Annotated in this window: 15 protein-coding genes; 6 read left to right on the top strand and 9 right to left on the bottom strand. The window is 59.4% G+C overall.

From position 1 onward, the window contains the following. Window positions 1-19: 19 nt before the first annotated feature. Window positions 20-2,287 (top strand): response regulator, encoded by a 2,268-nt coding sequence (locus EOK75_RS17745; RefSeq protein WP_137195345.1) that lies wholly within the window; start codon window positions 20-22, stop codon window positions 2,285-2,287. Here the strand turns inward: EOK75_RS17745 and rlmF are convergent. After that, on the bottom strand, window positions 2,284-3,210 hold the full coding sequence (rlmF, locus tag EOK75_RS17740; RefSeq protein ID WP_137195344.1) for a 23S rRNA (adenine(1618)-N(6))-methyltransferase RlmF: 927 nt from the start codon (window positions 3,208-3,210) through the stop codon (window positions 2,284-2,286). The genes EOK75_RS17745 and rlmF overlap by 4 nt on opposite strands. Window positions 3,211-3,509: 299 nt before the next feature. Between rlmF and smc the strand changes: the two genes are divergently transcribed. Beyond that, window positions 3,510-6,965, top strand: coding sequence for a chromosome segregation protein SMC (gene smc / locus EOK75_RS17735; protein ID WP_137195343.1), 3,456 nt, complete (start codon window positions 3,510-3,512; stop codon window positions 6,963-6,965). Window positions 6,966-6,971: 6 nt separating this feature from the next. Here smc and EOK75_RS17730 read toward each other — a convergent pair whose 3' ends face one another. The 3 genes from EOK75_RS17730 to cbiB are packed head-to-tail and all read right to left on the bottom strand — an operon-like array spanning window position 6,972 to window position 9,966. Then, a complete protein-coding gene (locus EOK75_RS17730; protein WP_168199287.1) occupies window positions 6,972-7,868 on the bottom strand; it encodes a glycosyltransferase family 2 protein in 897 nt (298 codons plus the stop codon). Then, window positions 7,865-9,019: a lytic murein transglycosylase gene (locus EOK75_RS17725; RefSeq protein ID WP_137195851.1), complete on the bottom strand. Its 1,155-nt coding sequence runs from the start codon at window positions 9,017-9,019 to the stop codon at window positions 7,865-7,867. The genes EOK75_RS17730 and EOK75_RS17725 overlap by 4 nt, the downstream gene beginning before the upstream one ends. A gap of 38 nt (window positions 9,020-9,057) precedes the next feature. Then, on the bottom strand, window positions 9,058-9,966 hold the full coding sequence (gene cbiB / locus EOK75_RS17720) for an adenosylcobinamide-phosphate synthase CbiB (protein WP_137195341.1): 909 nt from the start codon (window positions 9,964-9,966) through the stop codon (window positions 9,058-9,060). A gap of 148 nt (window positions 9,967-10,114) precedes the next feature. On the opposite strand from cbiB, the gene EOK75_RS17715 reads away from it, so the two are divergent. Continuing rightward, on the top strand, window positions 10,115-10,465 hold the full coding sequence (locus EOK75_RS17715) for a hypothetical protein (protein ID WP_137195340.1): 351 nt from the start codon (window positions 10,115-10,117) through the stop codon (window positions 10,463-10,465). A 5-nt stretch (window positions 10,466-10,470) separates the two neighbouring features. Here EOK75_RS17715 and EOK75_RS17710 read toward each other — a convergent pair whose 3' ends face one another. From EOK75_RS17710 to def (EOK75_RS17690), 5 genes are read right to left on the bottom strand one after another with little or no spacing between them, the layout of a single operon-like run. After that, entirely contained in the window at window positions 10,471-10,683 is a 213-nt protein-coding gene (locus tag EOK75_RS17710) for a hypothetical protein (protein WP_137195339.1), read from the bottom strand. A 57-nt stretch (window positions 10,684-10,740) separates the two neighbouring features. Continuing rightward, on the bottom strand, window positions 10,741-11,637 hold the full coding sequence (fmt, locus tag EOK75_RS17705) for a methionyl-tRNA formyltransferase (RefSeq protein ID WP_137195338.1): 897 nt from the start codon (window positions 11,635-11,637) through the stop codon (window positions 10,741-10,743). Window positions 11,638-11,664: 27 nt separating this feature from the next. Beyond that, window positions 11,665-12,159, bottom strand: a complete 495-nt coding sequence (gene def, locus EOK75_RS17700; protein WP_137195337.1) for a peptide deformylase — start codon at window positions 12,157-12,159, stop codon at window positions 11,665-11,667. Then, a complete protein-coding gene (def, locus tag EOK75_RS17695; protein ID WP_137195336.1) occupies window positions 12,156-12,626 on the bottom strand; it encodes a peptide deformylase in 471 nt (156 codons plus the stop codon). Before def (EOK75_RS17695) ends, def (EOK75_RS17700) begins: the two co-directional genes overlap by 4 nt. Further along, on the bottom strand, window positions 12,626-13,147 hold the full coding sequence (gene def, locus EOK75_RS17690) for a peptide deformylase (RefSeq protein WP_137195335.1): 522 nt from the start codon (window positions 13,145-13,147) through the stop codon (window positions 12,626-12,628). The genes def (EOK75_RS17695) and def (EOK75_RS17690) overlap by 1 nt, the downstream gene beginning before the upstream one ends. 156 nt (window positions 13,148-13,303) lie before the next feature. Between def (EOK75_RS17690) and EOK75_RS17685 the strand changes: the two genes are divergently transcribed. Genes EOK75_RS17685 through EOK75_RS17675 form a run of 3 tightly spaced genes read left to right on the top strand, consistent with a single transcriptional unit; the run spans window position 13,304 to window position 16,988 of the window. Continuing rightward, window positions 13,304-14,476, top strand: a complete 1,173-nt coding sequence (locus EOK75_RS17685; protein ID WP_137195334.1) for a MalY/PatB family protein — start codon at window positions 13,304-13,306, stop codon at window positions 14,474-14,476. A 60-nt stretch (window positions 14,477-14,536) separates the two neighbouring features. Further along, complete coding sequence (gene aroA, locus EOK75_RS17680; protein WP_137195333.1) at window positions 14,537-15,880, top strand: 3-phosphoshikimate 1-carboxyvinyltransferase; 1,344 nt, start codon at window positions 14,537-14,539, stop codon at window positions 15,878-15,880. A gap of 4 nt (window positions 15,881-15,884) precedes the next feature. Next, a complete protein-coding gene (locus EOK75_RS17675) occupies window positions 15,885-16,988 on the top strand; it encodes a cystathionine gamma-lyase (RefSeq protein WP_137195332.1) in 1,104 nt (367 codons plus the stop codon). Window positions 16,989-17,003 lie beyond the last annotated feature (15 nt).

Here is a 17,003-nt window from a genome sequence, read left to right as displayed (position 1 = left end):
CGGTTGGGAGGATGAGCATATGAGGAAAATGGGCGCATATACCCAGATCGCAATCTCTATGGCCTGTGTTGCGCTCACTGTTGGGCTGCTTGTTGAAAACCATGAACGAGATAATAAAGTCAGTCAAATGAATGACGCTCTTCAGGAGCAAGCGGATCTGACGGTCTCTCTCATCAGCGGTTTGATGATTGAACCCATTATCGTTCAGGACACTCCTGTTCTGGAATCTGCTATGGAGCAAGCTTTGTCGACAAGCTCCAAGTTGCTCTCCCTCTCAATTCGGAATGACTTCGGTGATCTTATCGCCCAAGCAACGCGAGAAGGCGCTGAAGATGTCACGTCACTTCGTCATTTCAAACGTGAAATCGTCGTGGAGGGCGAATCCTTCGGTGTTATCGAAGTGGATTGGTCTATCGCCGAGGGTCAGGCGGCAATCGATGCCGAAATCAATCGCACGCGCCTTATGATCGCACTCGCGATGGTCTCACTTTCGTGTCTGTGTTTGCTGCTGACACATTTTTTCACCATGCGGCCCCTTCACAATATCCACAACCGGATGTCAGCAGTTATTTTGGGTAGCGCACATGAACGAAAACCGATTGGGACGTTTGCTGCCCGGGAATTCACAGCGCTCGACAAATCGGTCGACATTCTGCGGGAAACGTTTCTGGAACGGGATGATCGTGAGCAAGCGCTTGAAGTTGAACGTGAAAAATCTGACAGGGCGAATAGGGCAAAGTCTGACTTCCTGGCCAATATGAGTCATGAAATCCGAACGCCAATGAATGGCGTTATCGGAATGACCGAGCTTATTCTTGAGACCGAACTTAATGACGATCAAAGGGTGTATGCCGAAACGATATCGTCGTCTGGTGCGGCGTTGCTGGCGATTATCAACGACATTCTGGATTTTTCCAAAATCGAAGCTGGCAAATCGGAACTGGAACTTGCCCCTTTTAATCTGCAGGCAACGATCGAGGGAATTCTGACGCTGCTTTCAAAAAAAGCCGGGGAAAGCTCGGTTGAGGTCGTGCTGCGCTATGATCCAGAGCTGCCCACCGCGTTCATAGGGGATGTCGGAAAATTCAGGCAGGTACTTATGAACATTATAGGCAACGCGATTAAGTTCACGCTTGACGGGTATGTTTATATCGATGTGTCCGGAATTAAGGGGGCGAACCAATACAATCTCCGGATCGAGGTGACGGATACAGGGATAGGTATCCCGCCTGATCGTGTAAATCAGATCTTCAATGCATTTGAGCAGGTGGACAGCGCCCGGAACCGGCAATTTGAGGGAACTGGATTGGGTTTGGCAATCTCTGCAAGGCTGTTGATTTTGATGGGGGGGGCTATAACTGTCACCTCGGAAGGTGATCGCGGGTCAACATTTAGTGTGAAGGTGCCGCTTCCCACCGCGCCGGAAATGCTCTCTCATATCGACAAAAGACAGCCATCGCTGGACGGTTTGCGCGTTCTCGTTGTTGATGATCTGGAACTGAATCGAAAAATTTTGTCCGAGCGTCTTGCCAGCTGGAATATGATTCCGGTGCTGGCGTCTTCCGGTATGGAAGCACTGGAAATCCTTGAACGGACAGACGACCCTTTTGATCTTATAATTCAAGACTACCAGATGCCTCATATGGATGGCGAAGAGCTTGCAGGGCGCATCCGGGGCATGGATGCTTTGAAAAAAACACCTCTCATTGTCTTGTCATCGATTGAGCAGGCAATGAGCCCGTCAATCAAGTCAGAGCACAGCCCTTGTGAATTGCTCTTGAAACCGGTGCAGTCCGAAAGCTTGCGCGCGGTCATTATCCGGTCGCTTCAGATGAATGAAGTGAAGGTGCCTGCTGTGAAGCAAATTGAGCAACATAGCGAACATGCTGGTCATCTCAAAGTTCTTGTAGCCGAAGACAATAAAACCAATCAGTTTATTGTAAAGAAGATGCTGGCAAAGTCGGGTTTTTCCTTAATCTTTGCGGATAATGGCCGTGTGGCTTTGGAGAAATTCACGGATACCGCGCCTGATGTGATATTGATGGACGTGTCTATGCCGGAGATGGACGGGCTGGAAGCCACACGTGCTATTCGAGCCTTGGAGGCCAAAACAGCTGCGGGTCATTGTCCGATTGTGGCCTTGACGGCCAACGCATTGCAAGAGGATGAGGAGCGTTGTTTAGAGGCTGGCATGGACGGTTTTCTAACCAAGCCGATCACCAAAGTCGCCTTAATGGCAGCCATTCAACAATGGACCGCACAAGTGGCACATTCTCCTAAGTCCTAGGCTCTGGGCCCGTTAATGTACAGGGATCGCTGGCTTTTCTTGATGTAGGTCCAGGCAATAAAACGGCTGGTCTTTTGCCCCTGTGCCATTTCGACAACTTTGAAGTCAGCAACTTCCGCCTTTTTCAGAATTTTGTAGAGCGGCCGGAGGTTGTCTTTTTTCGACACCAGCGAACTAAACCACAGGCATTGGTTGGCGAACTCCATGCTCTGTTCAATCATGGTGGCTATGAAACCTATCTCGCCACCGGGACACCAAAGTTCGGCATTTTGGCCGCCAAAATTGAGCTTTTTTGATTGCCCTTTGCCAAGATTGCGCCACTTGCGTTGGGTGCCTTTATTCGCTTGCTCGATAGAAGCATGGAACGGCGGGTTGCACATGGTGACGTGAAAAGCATCATGGGGCTGGATTACCCCTCTAAAGATATTCTCGCGTATATTCTGCCGTTTAAGGGTAATGTTCAGCTTGTTGAATTGGCAAATCTGCTGTGCAGATTTGATCGCGGCGGGATCTATATCAACGCCCGTGAAGTGCCAGCCGTATTCACTCTGGCCAGTAAGAGGGTACACCAAGCTTGCACCGGTGCCGATGTCCAGCGCTTTGATATTACGCCCGCGCGGAATTTCCTGGTTGTTGCTGTCGGCAAGTAAGTCAGCCAGATAGTGGATGTAGTCGACACGCCCTGGAATAGGAGGGCATAGATAGTTGGCAGGGATATCCCAGAAATCGATATTGTAATGCGTCTTTAGCAACGCCCGATTCAGCATGCGGACTGCTTGCACATCCTGAAAATCAATAGTCGTCTGACCCGCAGGGTTGCGGATTGTAAATGTTTCAAGCTCGGGTGATTGCGCCACCAAACGCATGAAATCGTAACCCTCTCGGTGTTGGTTACGGGGGTGCAGCATCGCTTTGGTGGCCATGGGAAAACCTTCATAAAAGTTGGTGGAGGGACATAGCCGGACCGTTCGATGATCTTAAAGCCTCATGCATGGATAGTAAAATTGATAGGGGGTTACATTTGAATTTCCGGATTGGGTGCATCCGTCGCCCTGCGTATGAGGCCAGTGTTCCTGTTTCATGGCAGCGGCTGATGTGCTGCATGCTTGTGATCATATTAAAGGGGTGGCATCGGCGCGTGACAGGTCAAGGTTAACGGGTTGACACATCACGCGGCTGGACAGAGCATGCGCCACTGCAACAGAATCAACGGTGCCCTCCTTTGCGTTTCAACCGCCTCCGGCTTAATGGCTTTAAAAGCTTTGTCGACCCTACGGATCTTATCATCCATGAGGGGCTGACGGGTGTGGTTGGTCCCAATGGCTGCGGCAAGTCCAACCTGCTGGAGGCCCTGCGCTGGGTGATGGGTGAAAACCGCCCCACAGCGATGCGCGGCGGCGGCATGGAGGACGTGATATTTGCGGGCACCTCAACCCGTCCGGCGCGTAACTTTGCCGAAGTAGCACTGGTGATCGACAATGAGGATCGCCTTGCCCCGGCCGGTTTTAACGAGGCGGATACGATCGAGATTACCCGCCGTATCACGCGGGATGCCGGCTCGGCCTATAAGGCCAACACGCGGGATGTGCGCGCGCGCGATATTCAGATGTTGTTTGCAGATGCCTCGACCGGTGCGCATTCGCCCGCTTTGGTGCGGCAGGGCCAGATTTCCGAACTGATCAACGCCAAACCCAAAGCGCGCCGCCGGATCTTGGAAGAGGCCGCCGGCATTTCTGGCCTTTATCAGCGGCGGCATGAGGCAGAGCTGCGGTTAAACGCGACCGAAACCAACCTTGCGCGGGTGGATGATGTGCTGGAAGCGCTCTCGGTGCAGCTTGGTACATTGGCGCGTCAGGTTCGCCAAGCCGCCCGCTATCGCGAGATCGGCAGCGATTTGCGCCGCAGCGAAGGTCTGCTTTTGTACCGCCGCTGGCGCGAGGCCGATATGGCCGTGGTAGAGGCGCAATCCTTGCTGCGCGAACGGTTGATACAGGCCGGCAAGGCCGAAACCCTGTCCCGTCTGGCCGCCGAGGCCCGCACCAAGGCCGAGGCCGACCTTCCGGCCAAGCGCGAAGAAGAGGCCATCGCATCGGCGCTTTTGCAACGGCTTACCGTGCAGCATGATGCGCTGAACGATAGCGAATCCCGCGCCATGCAGTTGATCGACACCCTGCGCGGCCGCATCGAGCAGCTTTCCCGCGATATGGAGCGTGAATCCGGCTTGAACCGCGACGCACAAGAAACGATAGAGCGGCTGGAGTGGGAGGCAGAGCAACTTGCCCGCGCCGCCGAAGGGCATGACGAACGCTTGGGCGAGGCGGCGACCCTTTCGCGTGAAGCGGGTGCTTTGTTGGCCGAGCGTGAGGCCGGCATGTCGCAGATCACCGAAGATGTTGCCCGCCTTGCCGCGCGCCACCAATCCGCGGGCCGTTTGCTTGCCGATACCCAGGCCACGGTGGACAAGCTGGAAGCCCACGCCACCCGCGCCCGCGAAGCTGCCGTTGAGGCGCAAGAGGCCGAGGCCGGCGCCGCCGAGGCCTTTGAGGCCGCCGAGATCACACTCGAAGAGGCTGCAGCCCTTGCCGAGGCCACCGAAGAGGCGCTCGAATCTGCCGAAGAGGCGCGCATGGAGGCGCAAGGCCTTGAGGCCGACGCCCGCGCCATGCGTTCCGAGGCGGAAGGCGAGGCCAACGCCCTGCGCGCCGAAGTCGCCGCCCTTGCGCGCTTGGTGGACCGCGAGTCCGATTCCGGTGCGCAAGTGTTGGACCAATGCCGTGTGACGCCGGGATATGAGGCTGCGCTGGGCGCGGCTTTGGCCGATGATCTGCGCGCACCGGCGGTGACGGGTGATGCGGCCTCGGGCTGGGCCGGCCTGCCCGATTATGATGCGGATGCTGCCCTGCCCACAGGGGCCACGCCCTTGGCCGAATGGGTTGCGGTGCCGGATGTACTGCGCCGTCGTATCCGCCAGATCGGGTTGGTCACGCGGGCGCAGGGGGCGGCCTTGCAAGCAGCCCTTCGCCCCGGTCAACGGTTGGTCAGCGTTGAGGGCGATTTGTGGCGTTGGGACGGGTTTCGCGTGGGGGCGGATGATGCGCCCTCGGCGGCGGCGCTGCGGTTGAAACAGTTGAACCGGCTGGTGCAGCTTAAACGTGATCTTGAAGAGGCAGCGACCAAGGCCGATGGCGCAAAACAGGCGCATGAGGCCTTGCAAGAGCGTTTGGCCAATCTTGCCCGCGCCGACCAGATGGCCCGCGATGCCCGCCGCGCCGCTGATACCCGCGTGACCGAGGGCAACCGCGCGCTGTCGCGGGCAGAGGCGGATCGGTCCATCGCGCAGGGCAAGCTGGATGCGGCGCAACTGTCGGTCCGGCGCTATGATGCCGAGGCGGCCGAGGCGCGCACCGCCCTGCGAGAGGCGCGCACCGCCATCGACGCGCTGCCCGATCTGGAGGCGGCCCGCGCGTCAATCGAGACGCTAAGAACCACGGTAGAGGCTGCGCGGATCACCATGATGACGCGCCGATCCGCCCATGACGAATTGCGCCGTGAGGGCGAAGGTCGCCTGAAGCGTCAGCAAGAGGTGACCAAAGAAATTTCGGGCTGGAAGCACCGTTTGGAAACCGCCAATACCCGCGCGCAAGAGCTTGCCGAACGCAAAGCCACAACCGAGGAAGAGCTGGAAGAGGCGCAGGCCGCCCCCGAAGAAATCGCCATTCAGCGCGAAGATCTGGCCGAAGCGATGGAAACCGCCGAGGCCCGCCGTACCGCTGCCGCGGATGCTTTGGCGCTGGCCGATGCCACCCTGCGCGATGCCAGCTTGCACGAACGCGATGCTGAACGCCTTGCCGGTGAGGCGAGAGAGGCCCGCGCGCGCACTGAGGCCCGCCATGAGGCCGCCGAAGAGGCCCGTCAAGCCGCCGCCCTACGCATCCATGAAGAGCTGGAATGTTCTCCCGAAAAGCTGCTGGAAACCTTGGGCGCAGATGCGGATAATATGCCCGACGCAGAGCATCTGGAAACGGAAGTGGGCCGTCTGAAACGGCAGCGCGAAGCCTTGGGGGCTGTGAACTTGCGCGCCGAGGAAGACGCCAAAGCCGTGCAAGAAGAACACGACACGCTGGCTGCGGAAAAGACCGATCTGACCGAGGCGATCAAGGCATTGCGGGCCGGTATTGCAGGATTGAACCGTGAGGGGCGCGAACGGCTTTTGACGGCGTTTGAGCAGGTGAACGCCTCATTCGGGACATTGTTTTCGCATCTGTTTGGCGGCGGTGAGGCGCGGCTTGTGCTGGTCGAATCCGATGACCCACTGGATGCGGGCCTAGAGATCATGTGCCAGCCGCCGGGCAAAAAGCTGGCCACGCTTTCCCTGCTGTCGGGGGGGGAGCAAACGCTGACGGCGATGGCGCTTATCTTTGCGGTGTTCCTTGCCAATCCCGCGCCGATTTGTGTGCTGGATGAGGTGGATGCGCCGCTGGATGATGCCAATGTGACGCGGTTTTGTGACCTGCTGGATGAGATGACACGCCGGACCGAAACCCGCTTTTTGATCATCACCCACCATGCCGTGACCATGGCCCGCATGGACCGTTTGTTCGGGGTGACAATGGCCGAACAAGGCGTAAGCCAGCTTGTTTCGGTCGACCTGAAACGTGCCGAAGCCTTGGTGGCGTGACGCAGGTTAATTCAAACCCATAGCCGCAACTTTTTGGCGCAGCGAAAGCGCGACCTCGCGCAGGGCGCCCTCGGCTTGTAATCGCGCAAGGGCTTCGGGTGTGGCGGTTTGGGTTTCCAAATAAAAGCGGTCAATCGCGGCGGGGTCTGCCGCCAGAAGCCATTCTTGCAGCGGCGGGTTGAATTGATAGGCGCCGCGCGTCAGGCGAAACTCTAGGCGCTCGCGCCAAGGGGCAGGGTCTTGGGCGTGGAAATGCAGCAGCTGGATATCATCTGAAAAGGGCACGCCTTGCACCCGCTCGCCTGCGCGAAAGGCCCCGTGCAGACGGGGTTCAAACCGCGCCAGACCTATACGGAAAAAGCATTTGCCCGCAGAATGGGACAGAACGCCGTCGGACAAAAGTGCTGCATATTCGCCGAAAACGCGCGCGCGGGCCGCGGCATTATGTTTGCCGTTCAGGGCGGCGCGAAACTGGCGGGCGGTAAAGATATCATCGGGCAGTGTGGGATCATGCAGCGCCTCCCATGGGGCCATGCGCAGCATTGGCTGATCGGGCGGGGTTTGGTCCAGTACCGTGCCTATATCCGTTTGTGAGGTGATATATTCATCGACATCAATATGGGCGAGCCAGGGCAGATCCGTCAGCGCGTAAACCCGCTGCACATTTCGCGCTTGCCGGTTTTGATGCTTGGGCGGTCGCCTGCCGATATAGTCCATCCAATAGGCGTCAGAACAACGAATGACCGTAACGGCCGGATGATCGAACAGTTCTGCCGCCGGATCATCGGGGTCGTCGAAATGCAGCCAGATATGGGTAGCCCCCAGCCAAAGGTGATAGGCCACAAAGGCTTGCACCTGTGCGGCGGGCGCCTTGACGGTTGTGCAGATGCCCCAAGCGGTCACAGTGCCTCCAGCAACGCGCGGGTGGGCCAAGCGTCGGCGGGAAGGCCAAGGCGCTGTTGTTCTTTGCGCACGGCATCCCGTGTGTTTGTGCCAAGGATGCCGTCAATGCCGCCAACATCATAGCCGCGCGATTGCAGCTTTTGTTGCAGGGTCTTGGTCTCTTCCAGGGAAAGCTGCGGATCGGGGTTTCCGGCATTGAACACCGGCGCGCCCATCAAACGGTTGGCGAAATAGGCGGCCGTGGTGACATAGACAAAGCTCTGGTTCCACTCAAACAACACCGAGAAATTGGGATAGGTGATAAAGGTCGGCCCTTTGCGCCCCTCGGGCAGGATGATCGACGCGGGAAGGTCGGCAAACTGGCCCGCACGGGGCTGCGCGCCCATCGCGGCCCATTCCGATGCTGGACGGGTGGTGCGCAGGCCGGTGTCCTGCCACGCGAAATCGGCGGGCAGGGTGATTTCTTGCAGCCAAGGTTGCCCCGCCTGCCAGCCCAGACCCTGCAGCACCCGCGCGCCCGACAGCAACGCATCCGCGGCAGAGGTCTTTAGGCTGACCTTACCGTCGCCATCGCCGTCCACCCCATGTGCCCGAATATCGGAGGGCAGCATTTGCACCATGCCAATCTCGCCGGCCCATGCGCCCGTCGTGGTGGCAGGGTCAAACTCTCCGCGTTGCCACAGGGTCGCGGCGGCAAGGAGCTGTGGTTGAAACAGCTCTGGCCGGCGGCAGTCATGGGCCAATGTGGCCAGCGCATTGGCGGTGTTGTAATCGCCCTGAAACGCGCCGTAATCGGTCTCAAACCCCCAGAACGCCAGCAAGATACCAGCGGGGATGCCGTAGTCCTTTTCCGCCAGCGCAAAGATATTGGCGTGCTTTTTGGCGTTGGCGAGACCGTTTTCAAGACGGTTCCGGCTGATCAAGCTGCGGGCAAATTCGGTGAAGGGTTTGCGAAAAACGCCTTGGCGGCGGTCGGCCTGCAAGACCTTTTGATCTTGGGACAGCCGGTCGAAGAAACGGTCTGCCTCGGCGCGGCTAAGGTTTGTGGCCTCGGTTTTCATCGCACCTAGAAACGCGCCAAACGGCCCGCCGCAGGGGGCGGCAAGGGCGGGGCTGGTGGTCAGGGCGGCAAGCAAGGCAAGGGCGCGCATCGGGATCTCCGGCATTGGTTTGGCACAGACTAGCAAGCTTAGATGCTGGCGGCCACCGCAGTGACCAGCAGCATCAGCCCCCATGCGCGCCAGAGTGCGGAACAGGCGGCATCAATCTGATCGGGGCCGGGGGTGCGGCCCCCCTCTGCCCAGACCCAAGGGAAATCCTGCATCTTGCCGTGATAGCTGCGCGGCCCGGAGAGAGAGATGTTGAGGACCACGGCCATCGCCGCTTCGGGCCAGCCGGCATTGGGAGAACGGTGCAAGGGCGCATCGCGCAAGATCGGTCCTGCCTCAAACTGCATATGGCTGACCGCGATCAGAATCGCTGTGATCCGTGCGGGTATCCAGTTCAGCACATCATCGAATCGCGCTGCGGCCCAGCCAAACGCCTCATGGCGTGGGGTGCGGTGGCCGATCATGCTGTCGGCGGTATTGGTGATTTTATACAACATCAGCCCCGGAAGCCCGAGGATAAGAAACCAGAAGGCAGGCGCGATAACCCCGTCTGACAGGTTCTCGGCGGCGCTTTCTATCGCGGCACGGGTTACGGCGGGCGTGTCCATCGTGGCGGTGTCACGCCCCACGATCATGGAAACCGCGCGCCGACCCTCAGCCAATGAGGTCCGCAGCCCGTCCGCCACGGCGCGCACATGATCCACCAAGGAGCGCTGGGCGAGCAGAATGGCTGCCGCGATAACCTCTAATACACCGAAATCTGGTATGGCGGCGATGATTACCCCCAATATCCATGCACCAAGCCCCAAAACCAGCATCGCAAGAATGCCCTTTTTACGCCGTGCCGTACCGTGGTTCAGCCGCCGGTCAGCGTAATCCACGGCCCGTCCCATCAAGACGGCAGGGTGGGGAAAGCGATCCCAAAGCCACTTCGGCTCTCCCAGGGTGGCATCAAGGAGTAGGGCGGGAAGAAGGAGGGCAGCGCTCATCTTTAGGGCCTTGGGTTGGGTGTGGGGGAGAGACCCGATTTTAGGTCAAAACGCAACGCCGGATTTTAGGTCTTTGGCCGTGCCACAAAACCTTAACTTGATTTTTAAACATATGCGATCAAACTAGGCGTTAACGAAAGGGTACATCATGCTGGAATTTTTACCTCAAGAGATCAGGGACGGTTTGATGGCCGCGCAGAAGCGTGACCAAAAGCGGCGTTCCCGGTTGCGGGTGCATGTCGGGGATGAGGTGATCCCGGTGTTGCGGATGTGGGAAAACGGATTGGCGCTGGATGCAGATAGCACGATCAATCTGCGCGGGCTGATCGATATCTATGACGGGGCAAACCATATTTCCCAATGCCTTGTGATCGCCTCTACCACCGAGGACGGGGAGCTGATCTGCGATTTCAAACGATGCAGCCATGTGGCGCAGAAGGCGGCGCTTGACTTCGTGCAGGATGAAACAGCACCGGTGGGGTATCTGTCAAAAAACTAGGGCGGCTACATCCATATAACAAAGGCACCGATGGCGGCCCCAAGGATAATCAGGGCCATCATCCATGCCATCATCACCCGAAAAAGCACCCAGGCCAAGGCGCATGTGGCAAGGCCGACGCCGAATGTCGTCACGGTATCGGTTTGCATTTCCAGAAAGCCGGTCACCAAAAAGCCTATGGGGCCGCTTAGGACAATGAAAAATATGATTGTTTTCATAGGGCGTTCCTTGGCCTTGGGGCGGCTTTGATCGGGCTTGGCCGCATAGGGGCTGGATTATGACAGGCGTTCGGGCAGGCTGAAGCCGCGCAGAATATCCTGGGCCTCGGCGGGGCGCTTGCCTTCGCGCTGGGCGGTTAAAATCTCCACAGCGCCGGAACCGCAAGCCACGGTGAACCCATCCAAGACCTGCCCCGGCGCGCCTTGGCCATTGCCGAGGCGGGACCGCAGAAGCTTCACCCGCTCACCCGCTACATCGCACCACGCACCGGGAAAAGGCGACAGGCCGCGGATCTGGCGGTCGACGGTTTCGGCTGGTTGGGACCAATCCACGCGCGCCTCGGCCTTGTCGATCTTGGCGGCATAGGTCACGCCTGCATCAGGTTGCTGTGTGGGGGTCAGGCTTGGCAGTTCATCCAATGCATCTACAATCAGTCCGGCCCCCATAGTGGATAGGCGATCGTGAAGGTCTTGGGTGGTCTCTGTGGCGTCGATGGGGGTTTGCGCGCGCAGCAGCACGGGACCGGTGTCCAGCCCCGCCTCCATTTGCATGATGCAAACGCCGGTCGCCTTATCGCCGGCCATAATTGCGCGGTGGATCGGGGCCGCCCCACGCCAGCGCGGCAAAAGCGAGGCGTGGATATTGAGGCAGCCATGCTGCGGCATATCCAGAATGTTTTGCGGCAATATCAACCCGTAAGCCACCACCACGGCCACATCGGCACCCAGATCGGCAAAGGTTTTCGCGGCTTCTTCATTGCGCAATGAGGCGGGGGTATGAACGGGCAGGCCAAGCGCTTCGGCGCGTTGATGCACGGGCGAGGGGCGGTCTTTCTTGCCGCGTCCGGCGGGGCGGGGCGGTTGGGAATAGACGGCGACCACCTCATGCTTTTCGGCCAGCGCCTCAAGCACCGGAACGGAAAAATCCGGGGTTCCCATGAAAATCACGCGCATCGGTTTGTCCTTTGGTCTGGGTGGGGGCTAGCGGTGTTTACGGGCCTTTTTCAGCAACATATCGCGTTTGGTCTTGCTGAGGTGGTCGAAATACATCTTGCCGTTCAAATGGTCGATCTGATGCTGAACGCTGGTGGCCCAGAGGTTCACAAAATCGCGGTCTTCCATCTCGCCATCCGCATTCAGGAACCGGACGGTGACAGCCCGCGGGCGGGTGATGGTGGCGAAAACCCCTAGCAAGTTCGGGCTGGCCTCATCATGGTCACGGGGCTGCGCCGAGGCGTGAAGGATTTCGGGATTGGCCATCAAGACGGCCTGACCGCGTTCGGTAGAGCCGTCGACGACCGCCAGCCGCTGCATCACGCCGATCTGCGGGGCGGCAAGGCCATAGCCGGGCATGGCCTCCATCGTGTCGACCATATCGGCCCAGATCGCGCGGACCTCATCGGTGATGGCCTCAACGGGGGCGGCGGGGGTTTGCAAGCGTTTGTCAGGCCAAGGGATGCAGAGGCGGGCGGTCATGATGTTTCCTCGGGTAAATCGGGGTAGTCGATGCACAAGACCCCATCAAGGTGGTCGCGTTCATGTTGAACACAGGTCGCGGCAATACCTTCGAAAAACCCTTCGCAGGCGCGGCCGGCAAGGTCTCGCCATGCCAAATGCACAACGTCGGGGCGTTCTATGCGAACAGTGCGGTCCGGGATGGACAGGCAGCCTTCGGTATTGATGGCCGTGCCGTGGCTGTTTTTGATCACCGGGTTGATGAAAACCAAAGGGTTTGGCCGCCCTTCTTTCCAAGTGGTGTCCATCACGAACAGCCGGATCATCGCACCGACTTGTGGCCCCGCCAGCCCGCGTCCGGGGGCGGCATACATGGTGTCGAGCATGTCATCGGCCAGTTGTTTCAGGCGCGCATCAAACGCATCCACCGGCGCGCAGGCCGCGCGCAGACGCGGATCGGGCATCAATAAGATTGGCAAAAGCGCCATCAGCCGCGCCGTGCCATTTCACGTTTCAGCTTTTCCATCTTGCGGGTGATCATCTGGCGTTTCAGCGGCCTAAGATAATCGATGAAAAGCTTGCCGTACAGGTGGTCGATTTCATGCTGGACGCAGGTGGCCCAAAGGCCCTCGAACTCTTCCTCTTGGGGTTTGCCATCAAGGCCCAGCCATTCCACGCGCACCATCGCGGGGCGGGTGACCTCGGCGTATTGTTCGGGTATGGACAGGCAGCCCTCTTCATAGACCGAAACATCCTCGGACGACCATGTGACCTTGGGGTTGATCATGACCATGGGGCGCGGTGACTGGTCCGGGTCTTTGACGCAATCCATGACCAAAAGTTGTTGCATCACGCCGACTTGCGGCGCGGCCAGCCCGACGCCGGGGGCGTCATACATGGTGGCCAGCATGTCTTCGGCCAATTGACCAACCTCGGCCGAGACCGCCTCAACGGGGAGGCAGTTTTTCTTCAGGCGCGGGTCGGGATGGATCAAGATGGGGCGTTTCATGGGCGACGATGTAAGGCGTTATGCGCGGGCGTGCAATCCTGTCCTGCTTTGGTTGGCCGGATTTTGCAACAACTGTGGGATTGTAACCCGCACATTCGGGGGCTGGAACGGCGGCGGACCTGCCGCTAGGGTGGCGCAAACAATCGGGGAAACGCCATGAATTTTGATGAAGAGATCAACCGTGTCGGTACACATTCGGTCAAATGGGACGCGATGGAGGCGCTTTATGGCGTATCCCCGCAGGATGGTTTGTCGATGTGGGTGGCAGATATGGATTTCCGGCCCCCGGCCTGTGTGCAAAAGGCCGTTGAGGATATGGCCGCCCATGGGATCTATGGCTATTTTGGAGATGACAGCGCCTATCTGGCCGCGATCCAGTGGTGGATGAAGAATCGCCACGGCTGGGATCTGGATAAAGGCGCAATTTTCACCACGCATGGTTTGGTCAACGGCACGGGCCTGTGCGTGCAGGCATTTTCCGAGCCGGGCGACGGTGTGGTGCTGATGACGCCGGTTTACCACGCCTTTGCGAAGGTGATCTTGGCGGCTGGCCGCAAGGTGGTGGAATGCCAGTTGCCGGTTGAAAACGGTCGCCATGTGATGGATTTCGCCGCTTGGGACAGCCAGATGACGGGGAACGAGCGGATGCTGATCCTGTGTTCGCCGCATAACCCCGGCGGGCAGGTCTGGACCGCCGAGGAGCTGCGCGGCGTGGCCGATTTCGCTAAGCGCCATGACCTGATTGTCGTCTCGGATGAGATCCACCACGATCTGGTCTTTGCGGGCCATAAGCATACGGTTATGCCGCTTGCCGCGCCCGATATTGCCGATCGTTTGGTGGTGATGACGGCGACGACCAAGACCTTCAACATCGCAGGCAGCCATACCGGCAATGTCATCATCCATGACGCGGGTTTGCGGGCCAAGTTTGCGGCGGTGATGGGCGGGCTTGGTATTTCGCCCAACTCTTTCGGGTTGATGATGGCGACGGCGGCCTATTCACCCGAGGGGGCCGAATGGCTTGATGCGCTGATTGTCTATCTGGCGGAAAACAAGCGGATTTTTGATGAAGGCGTGAATGCGATCCCCGGTCTGTCGTCGATGAATATGGAGGCGACCTATCTGGCATGGGTTGATCTTTCCGGCACCGGCATGACCCGAGAAGAGTTCACCGCTCGCGTGCAAAAAGACGCGCGGATTGCGGCGAACCACGGCCCCAGCTTTGGCAAGGGTGGCGAAAGCTGGATGCGCTTCAACCTTGCCACCCCGCGCGCGCGGGTGGTGGAGGCGGTCGCGCGGCTCAAGGCGGCCTTTGGCGATCTTCAATAGGTGCATGGACGGGCTGGGCCGCTTGGGCTATCAAACCCCCAGATTTTGCAGGAGAGCGATATGTCAGGCCACGGCCCAGCCCAAGTGATGACCGCAACCAAATCCGGGCCTTTGATAGGTCGGGCCGAGGTACCGGGCGATAAATCCATCAGCCACCGCGCGTTGATTTTCGGGGCGATGGCCGTGGGTGAAACACGGATCACCGGCCTTTTGGAAGGGCAGGATGTGCTGGATACCGCCAGTGCGATGCGCGCCTTTGGGGCCGAGGTAACGCAGCACGGGCAAGGTGCATGGTCTGTGCATGGCGTTGGCGTCGGCGGGTTTCGTGAACCGACGGGCGTGATTGATTTTGGCAATTCCGGCACCGGTGTGCGCCTGATCATGGGCGCGATGGCAACCACGGCGATGACGGCAACCTTTACCGGCGATGCCAGTTTGCGCAAACGGCCCATGGGGCGCGTGACGGACCCGCTGGCGCTGTTTGGCACGCAAGCCTACGGGCGCCGCGGTGGCCGTTTGCCGATGACCTTGGTGGGCGCGGCCAATCCGGTGCCGGTGCGCTATACAACGCCGATGCCCTCAGCGCAGGTGAAGTCGGCGGTGCTGTTGGCGGGGTTGAACGCGCCGGGCCAGACCGTGGTGATTGAACGTGAGGCAACGCGTGACCATTCCGAACGTATGCTTGTGGGCTTTGGCGCAGAGCTGGTGGTGGAGCAAACCGACGAGGGCAATGTGATTACCCTGACCGGCCAGCCGGATCTGCGCCCGCAAGTGGTGGCGGTGCCGCGTGATCCATCATCTGCGGCCTTTCCTGTCTGTGCGGCCCTGATCGTAGAGGGGTCGGATATTTTCGTGCCAGGGGTTTCACAAAACCTGACGCGCAACGGGGTTTACCTGACGCTGGTGGAAATGGGCGCCGACATCACATTTGAAAATCCGCGCGAAGAGGGCGGCGAACCTGTGGCCGATCTGCGGGTGAAGTTTTCCGAGATGACAGGGATTGAGGTACCACCGGAACGTGCCCCTTCGATGATCGATGAATATCCGGTTCTGGCGGTTGTAGCGGCCAATGCCACGGGACGCACGGTGATGCGCGGCATCAAGGAGCTGCGGGTCAAGGAATCCGACCGGATCGACGCGATGGCACGCGGGCTTGAGGCCTGCGGTGTGATGGTTGAAGAGGATGAGGATACGCTGATTGTCCACGGTCGCGGACCGGGATCTATGCCGGGGGGGGCGACCTGTGCCACCCATCTGGATCACCGGATCGCGATGTCTTTCCTTGTCGCCGGCATGGCGAGCGTGGCACCGATTTCCATTGATGATGCCTCCCCCATCGCGACATCCTTCCCGCTGTTTGAAGGTCTGATGACGGGCCTTGGCGCGACACTGACAAAGGCCTGATTTGATGGACCCCCGAGGAAAAGAGCGTTTCGCCAAGCTGCTGCATCACCGTGCGGCCATGCTGGAAAAAGGAGAGCCGATTGCACCGCCTTTGGTGTCGGCCACCACCTATCATTTGCCCGAAACCGAAGGCGCGAGCCATAGCTACGGCCGCGTCTCGATGCCGACATGGGAGGCGGTAGAGACACAGCTTGGCATTCTGGAGGATGCGCCTTGCGTGGCCTTTCCTTCGGGTATGGCGGCGATCTCTGCGGCCTTGATGGCGGTGCTGACCGATCGCAAACGGCTGATCATTCCGGCAGATGGCTATTACGTCACGCGGGTTTTTTCCGCTGATTTTCTGGCGGCTTACGGGGTGGAGGTGATCGCGCTGCCCACCCATGAGATGGAGACGGCTGATCTGTCTGGCGGGGCGGTTGTGTTTTTGGAAACGCCGTCCAATCCCGGGCTTGATTGCTGCGATATTGCGTTGCTGGCGCAGCGGGTGCGTACGGCGGGGGGCCTGTTGATCGTGGATAACACGACCATGACCGCGCTGTTGCAGCGTCCGCTTGATCTGGGCGCGGATATGGTTGTGGCCGCTGATACCAAGGCGCCGGCGGGGCATTCGGATATTCTCTTTGGTCATGTCGCCACCCGTGATGCGGCGCTTGAGGAACGGGTGCGCAACTGGCGCAAGCTTTCCGGTGCTGTGCCCGGCGCGTTCGAGGCGTGGCTGCTGCACCGCGGGATAGAGACGTTGGAAGTGCGGCTGGAACGTATGTGCGCCTCGGCGCAGATCATCGCGGAACGGTTGGCCGCGCATCCCGCCGTTTCCAATGTGCGCTATCCGGGTTTGGCGGATGACCCGTCGCATGAGCTGGCGCGGCGGCAGATGTCGGGTTTCGGCTTTTTGATCGGGTTCGAGATGGCCTCTGAGGATGCCGCCGAGACCTTCCTTTCGGCTTGCCCGTTGATGACGCAGACGACCAGCTTTGGCGGCACCCATACGGCGGGCGAAAGGCGTGCGCGCTGGGGTGATAATGTGGCCCCCGGCTTTATCCGCCTTTCGGTGGGGGTGGAACCGGTAGAGCCGCTTTGGACTGCGATAAGCGCGGCGCTGGATTAGGCAGAAGGTTTGAAC

Origin of the sequence: Pseudorhodobacter turbinis, assembly GCF_005234135.1 — a bacterium.
Classification (GTDB): Bacteria; Pseudomonadota; Alphaproteobacteria; order Rhodobacterales; family Rhodobacteraceae; genus Pseudorhodobacter; species Pseudorhodobacter turbinis.
The sequence above is the reverse complement of the archived record's forward strand: the minus strand, read 5'-3'. Positions and strand labels throughout refer to the sequence as shown.

Excerpts from the sequence above, each read along its gene's own strand:
- EOK75_RS17745 (WP_137195345.1), top strand. The coding sequence starts at position 20 with ATGAGGAAAATGGGCGCATATACCCAGATCGCAATCTCTATGGCCTGT.
- rlmF (WP_137195344.1), bottom strand. The coding sequence starts at position 3,210 with ATGGCCACCAAAGCGATGCTGCACCCCCGTAACCAACACCGAGAGGGT.
- EOK75_RS17725 (WP_137195851.1), bottom strand. The coding sequence starts at position 9,019 with ATGCGCGCCCTTGCCTTGCTTGCCGCCCTGACCACCAGCCCCGCCCTT.
- cbiB (WP_137195341.1), bottom strand. The coding sequence starts at position 9,966 with ATGAGCGCTGCCCTCCTTCTTCCCGCCCTACTCCTTGATGCCACCCTG.
- EOK75_RS17715 (WP_137195340.1), top strand. The coding sequence starts at position 10,115 with ATGCTGGAATTTTTACCTCAAGAGATCAGGGACGGTTTGATGGCCGCG.
- EOK75_RS17710 (WP_137195339.1), bottom strand. The coding sequence starts at position 10,683 with ATGAAAACAATCATATTTTTCATTGTCCTAAGCGGCCCCATAGGCTTT.
- fmt (WP_137195338.1), bottom strand. The coding sequence starts at position 11,637 with ATGCGCGTGATTTTCATGGGAACCCCGGATTTTTCCGTTCCGGTGCTT.
- def (WP_137195337.1), bottom strand. The coding sequence starts at position 12,159 with ATGACCGCCCGCCTCTGCATCCCTTGGCCTGACAAACGCTTGCAAACC.
- def (WP_137195336.1), bottom strand. The coding sequence starts at position 12,626 with ATGGCGCTTTTGCCAATCTTATTGATGCCCGATCCGCGTCTGCGCGCG.
- def (WP_137195335.1), bottom strand. The coding sequence starts at position 13,147 with ATGAAACGCCCCATCTTGATCCATCCCGACCCGCGCCTGAAGAAAAAC.
- EOK75_RS17685 (WP_137195334.1), top strand. The coding sequence starts at position 13,304 with ATGAATTTTGATGAAGAGATCAACCGTGTCGGTACACATTCGGTCAAA.
- aroA (WP_137195333.1), top strand. The coding sequence starts at position 14,537 with ATGTCAGGCCACGGCCCAGCCCAAGTGATGACCGCAACCAAATCCGGG.
- EOK75_RS17675 (WP_137195332.1), top strand. The coding sequence starts at position 15,885 with ATGGACCCCCGAGGAAAAGAGCGTTTCGCCAAGCTGCTGCATCACCGT.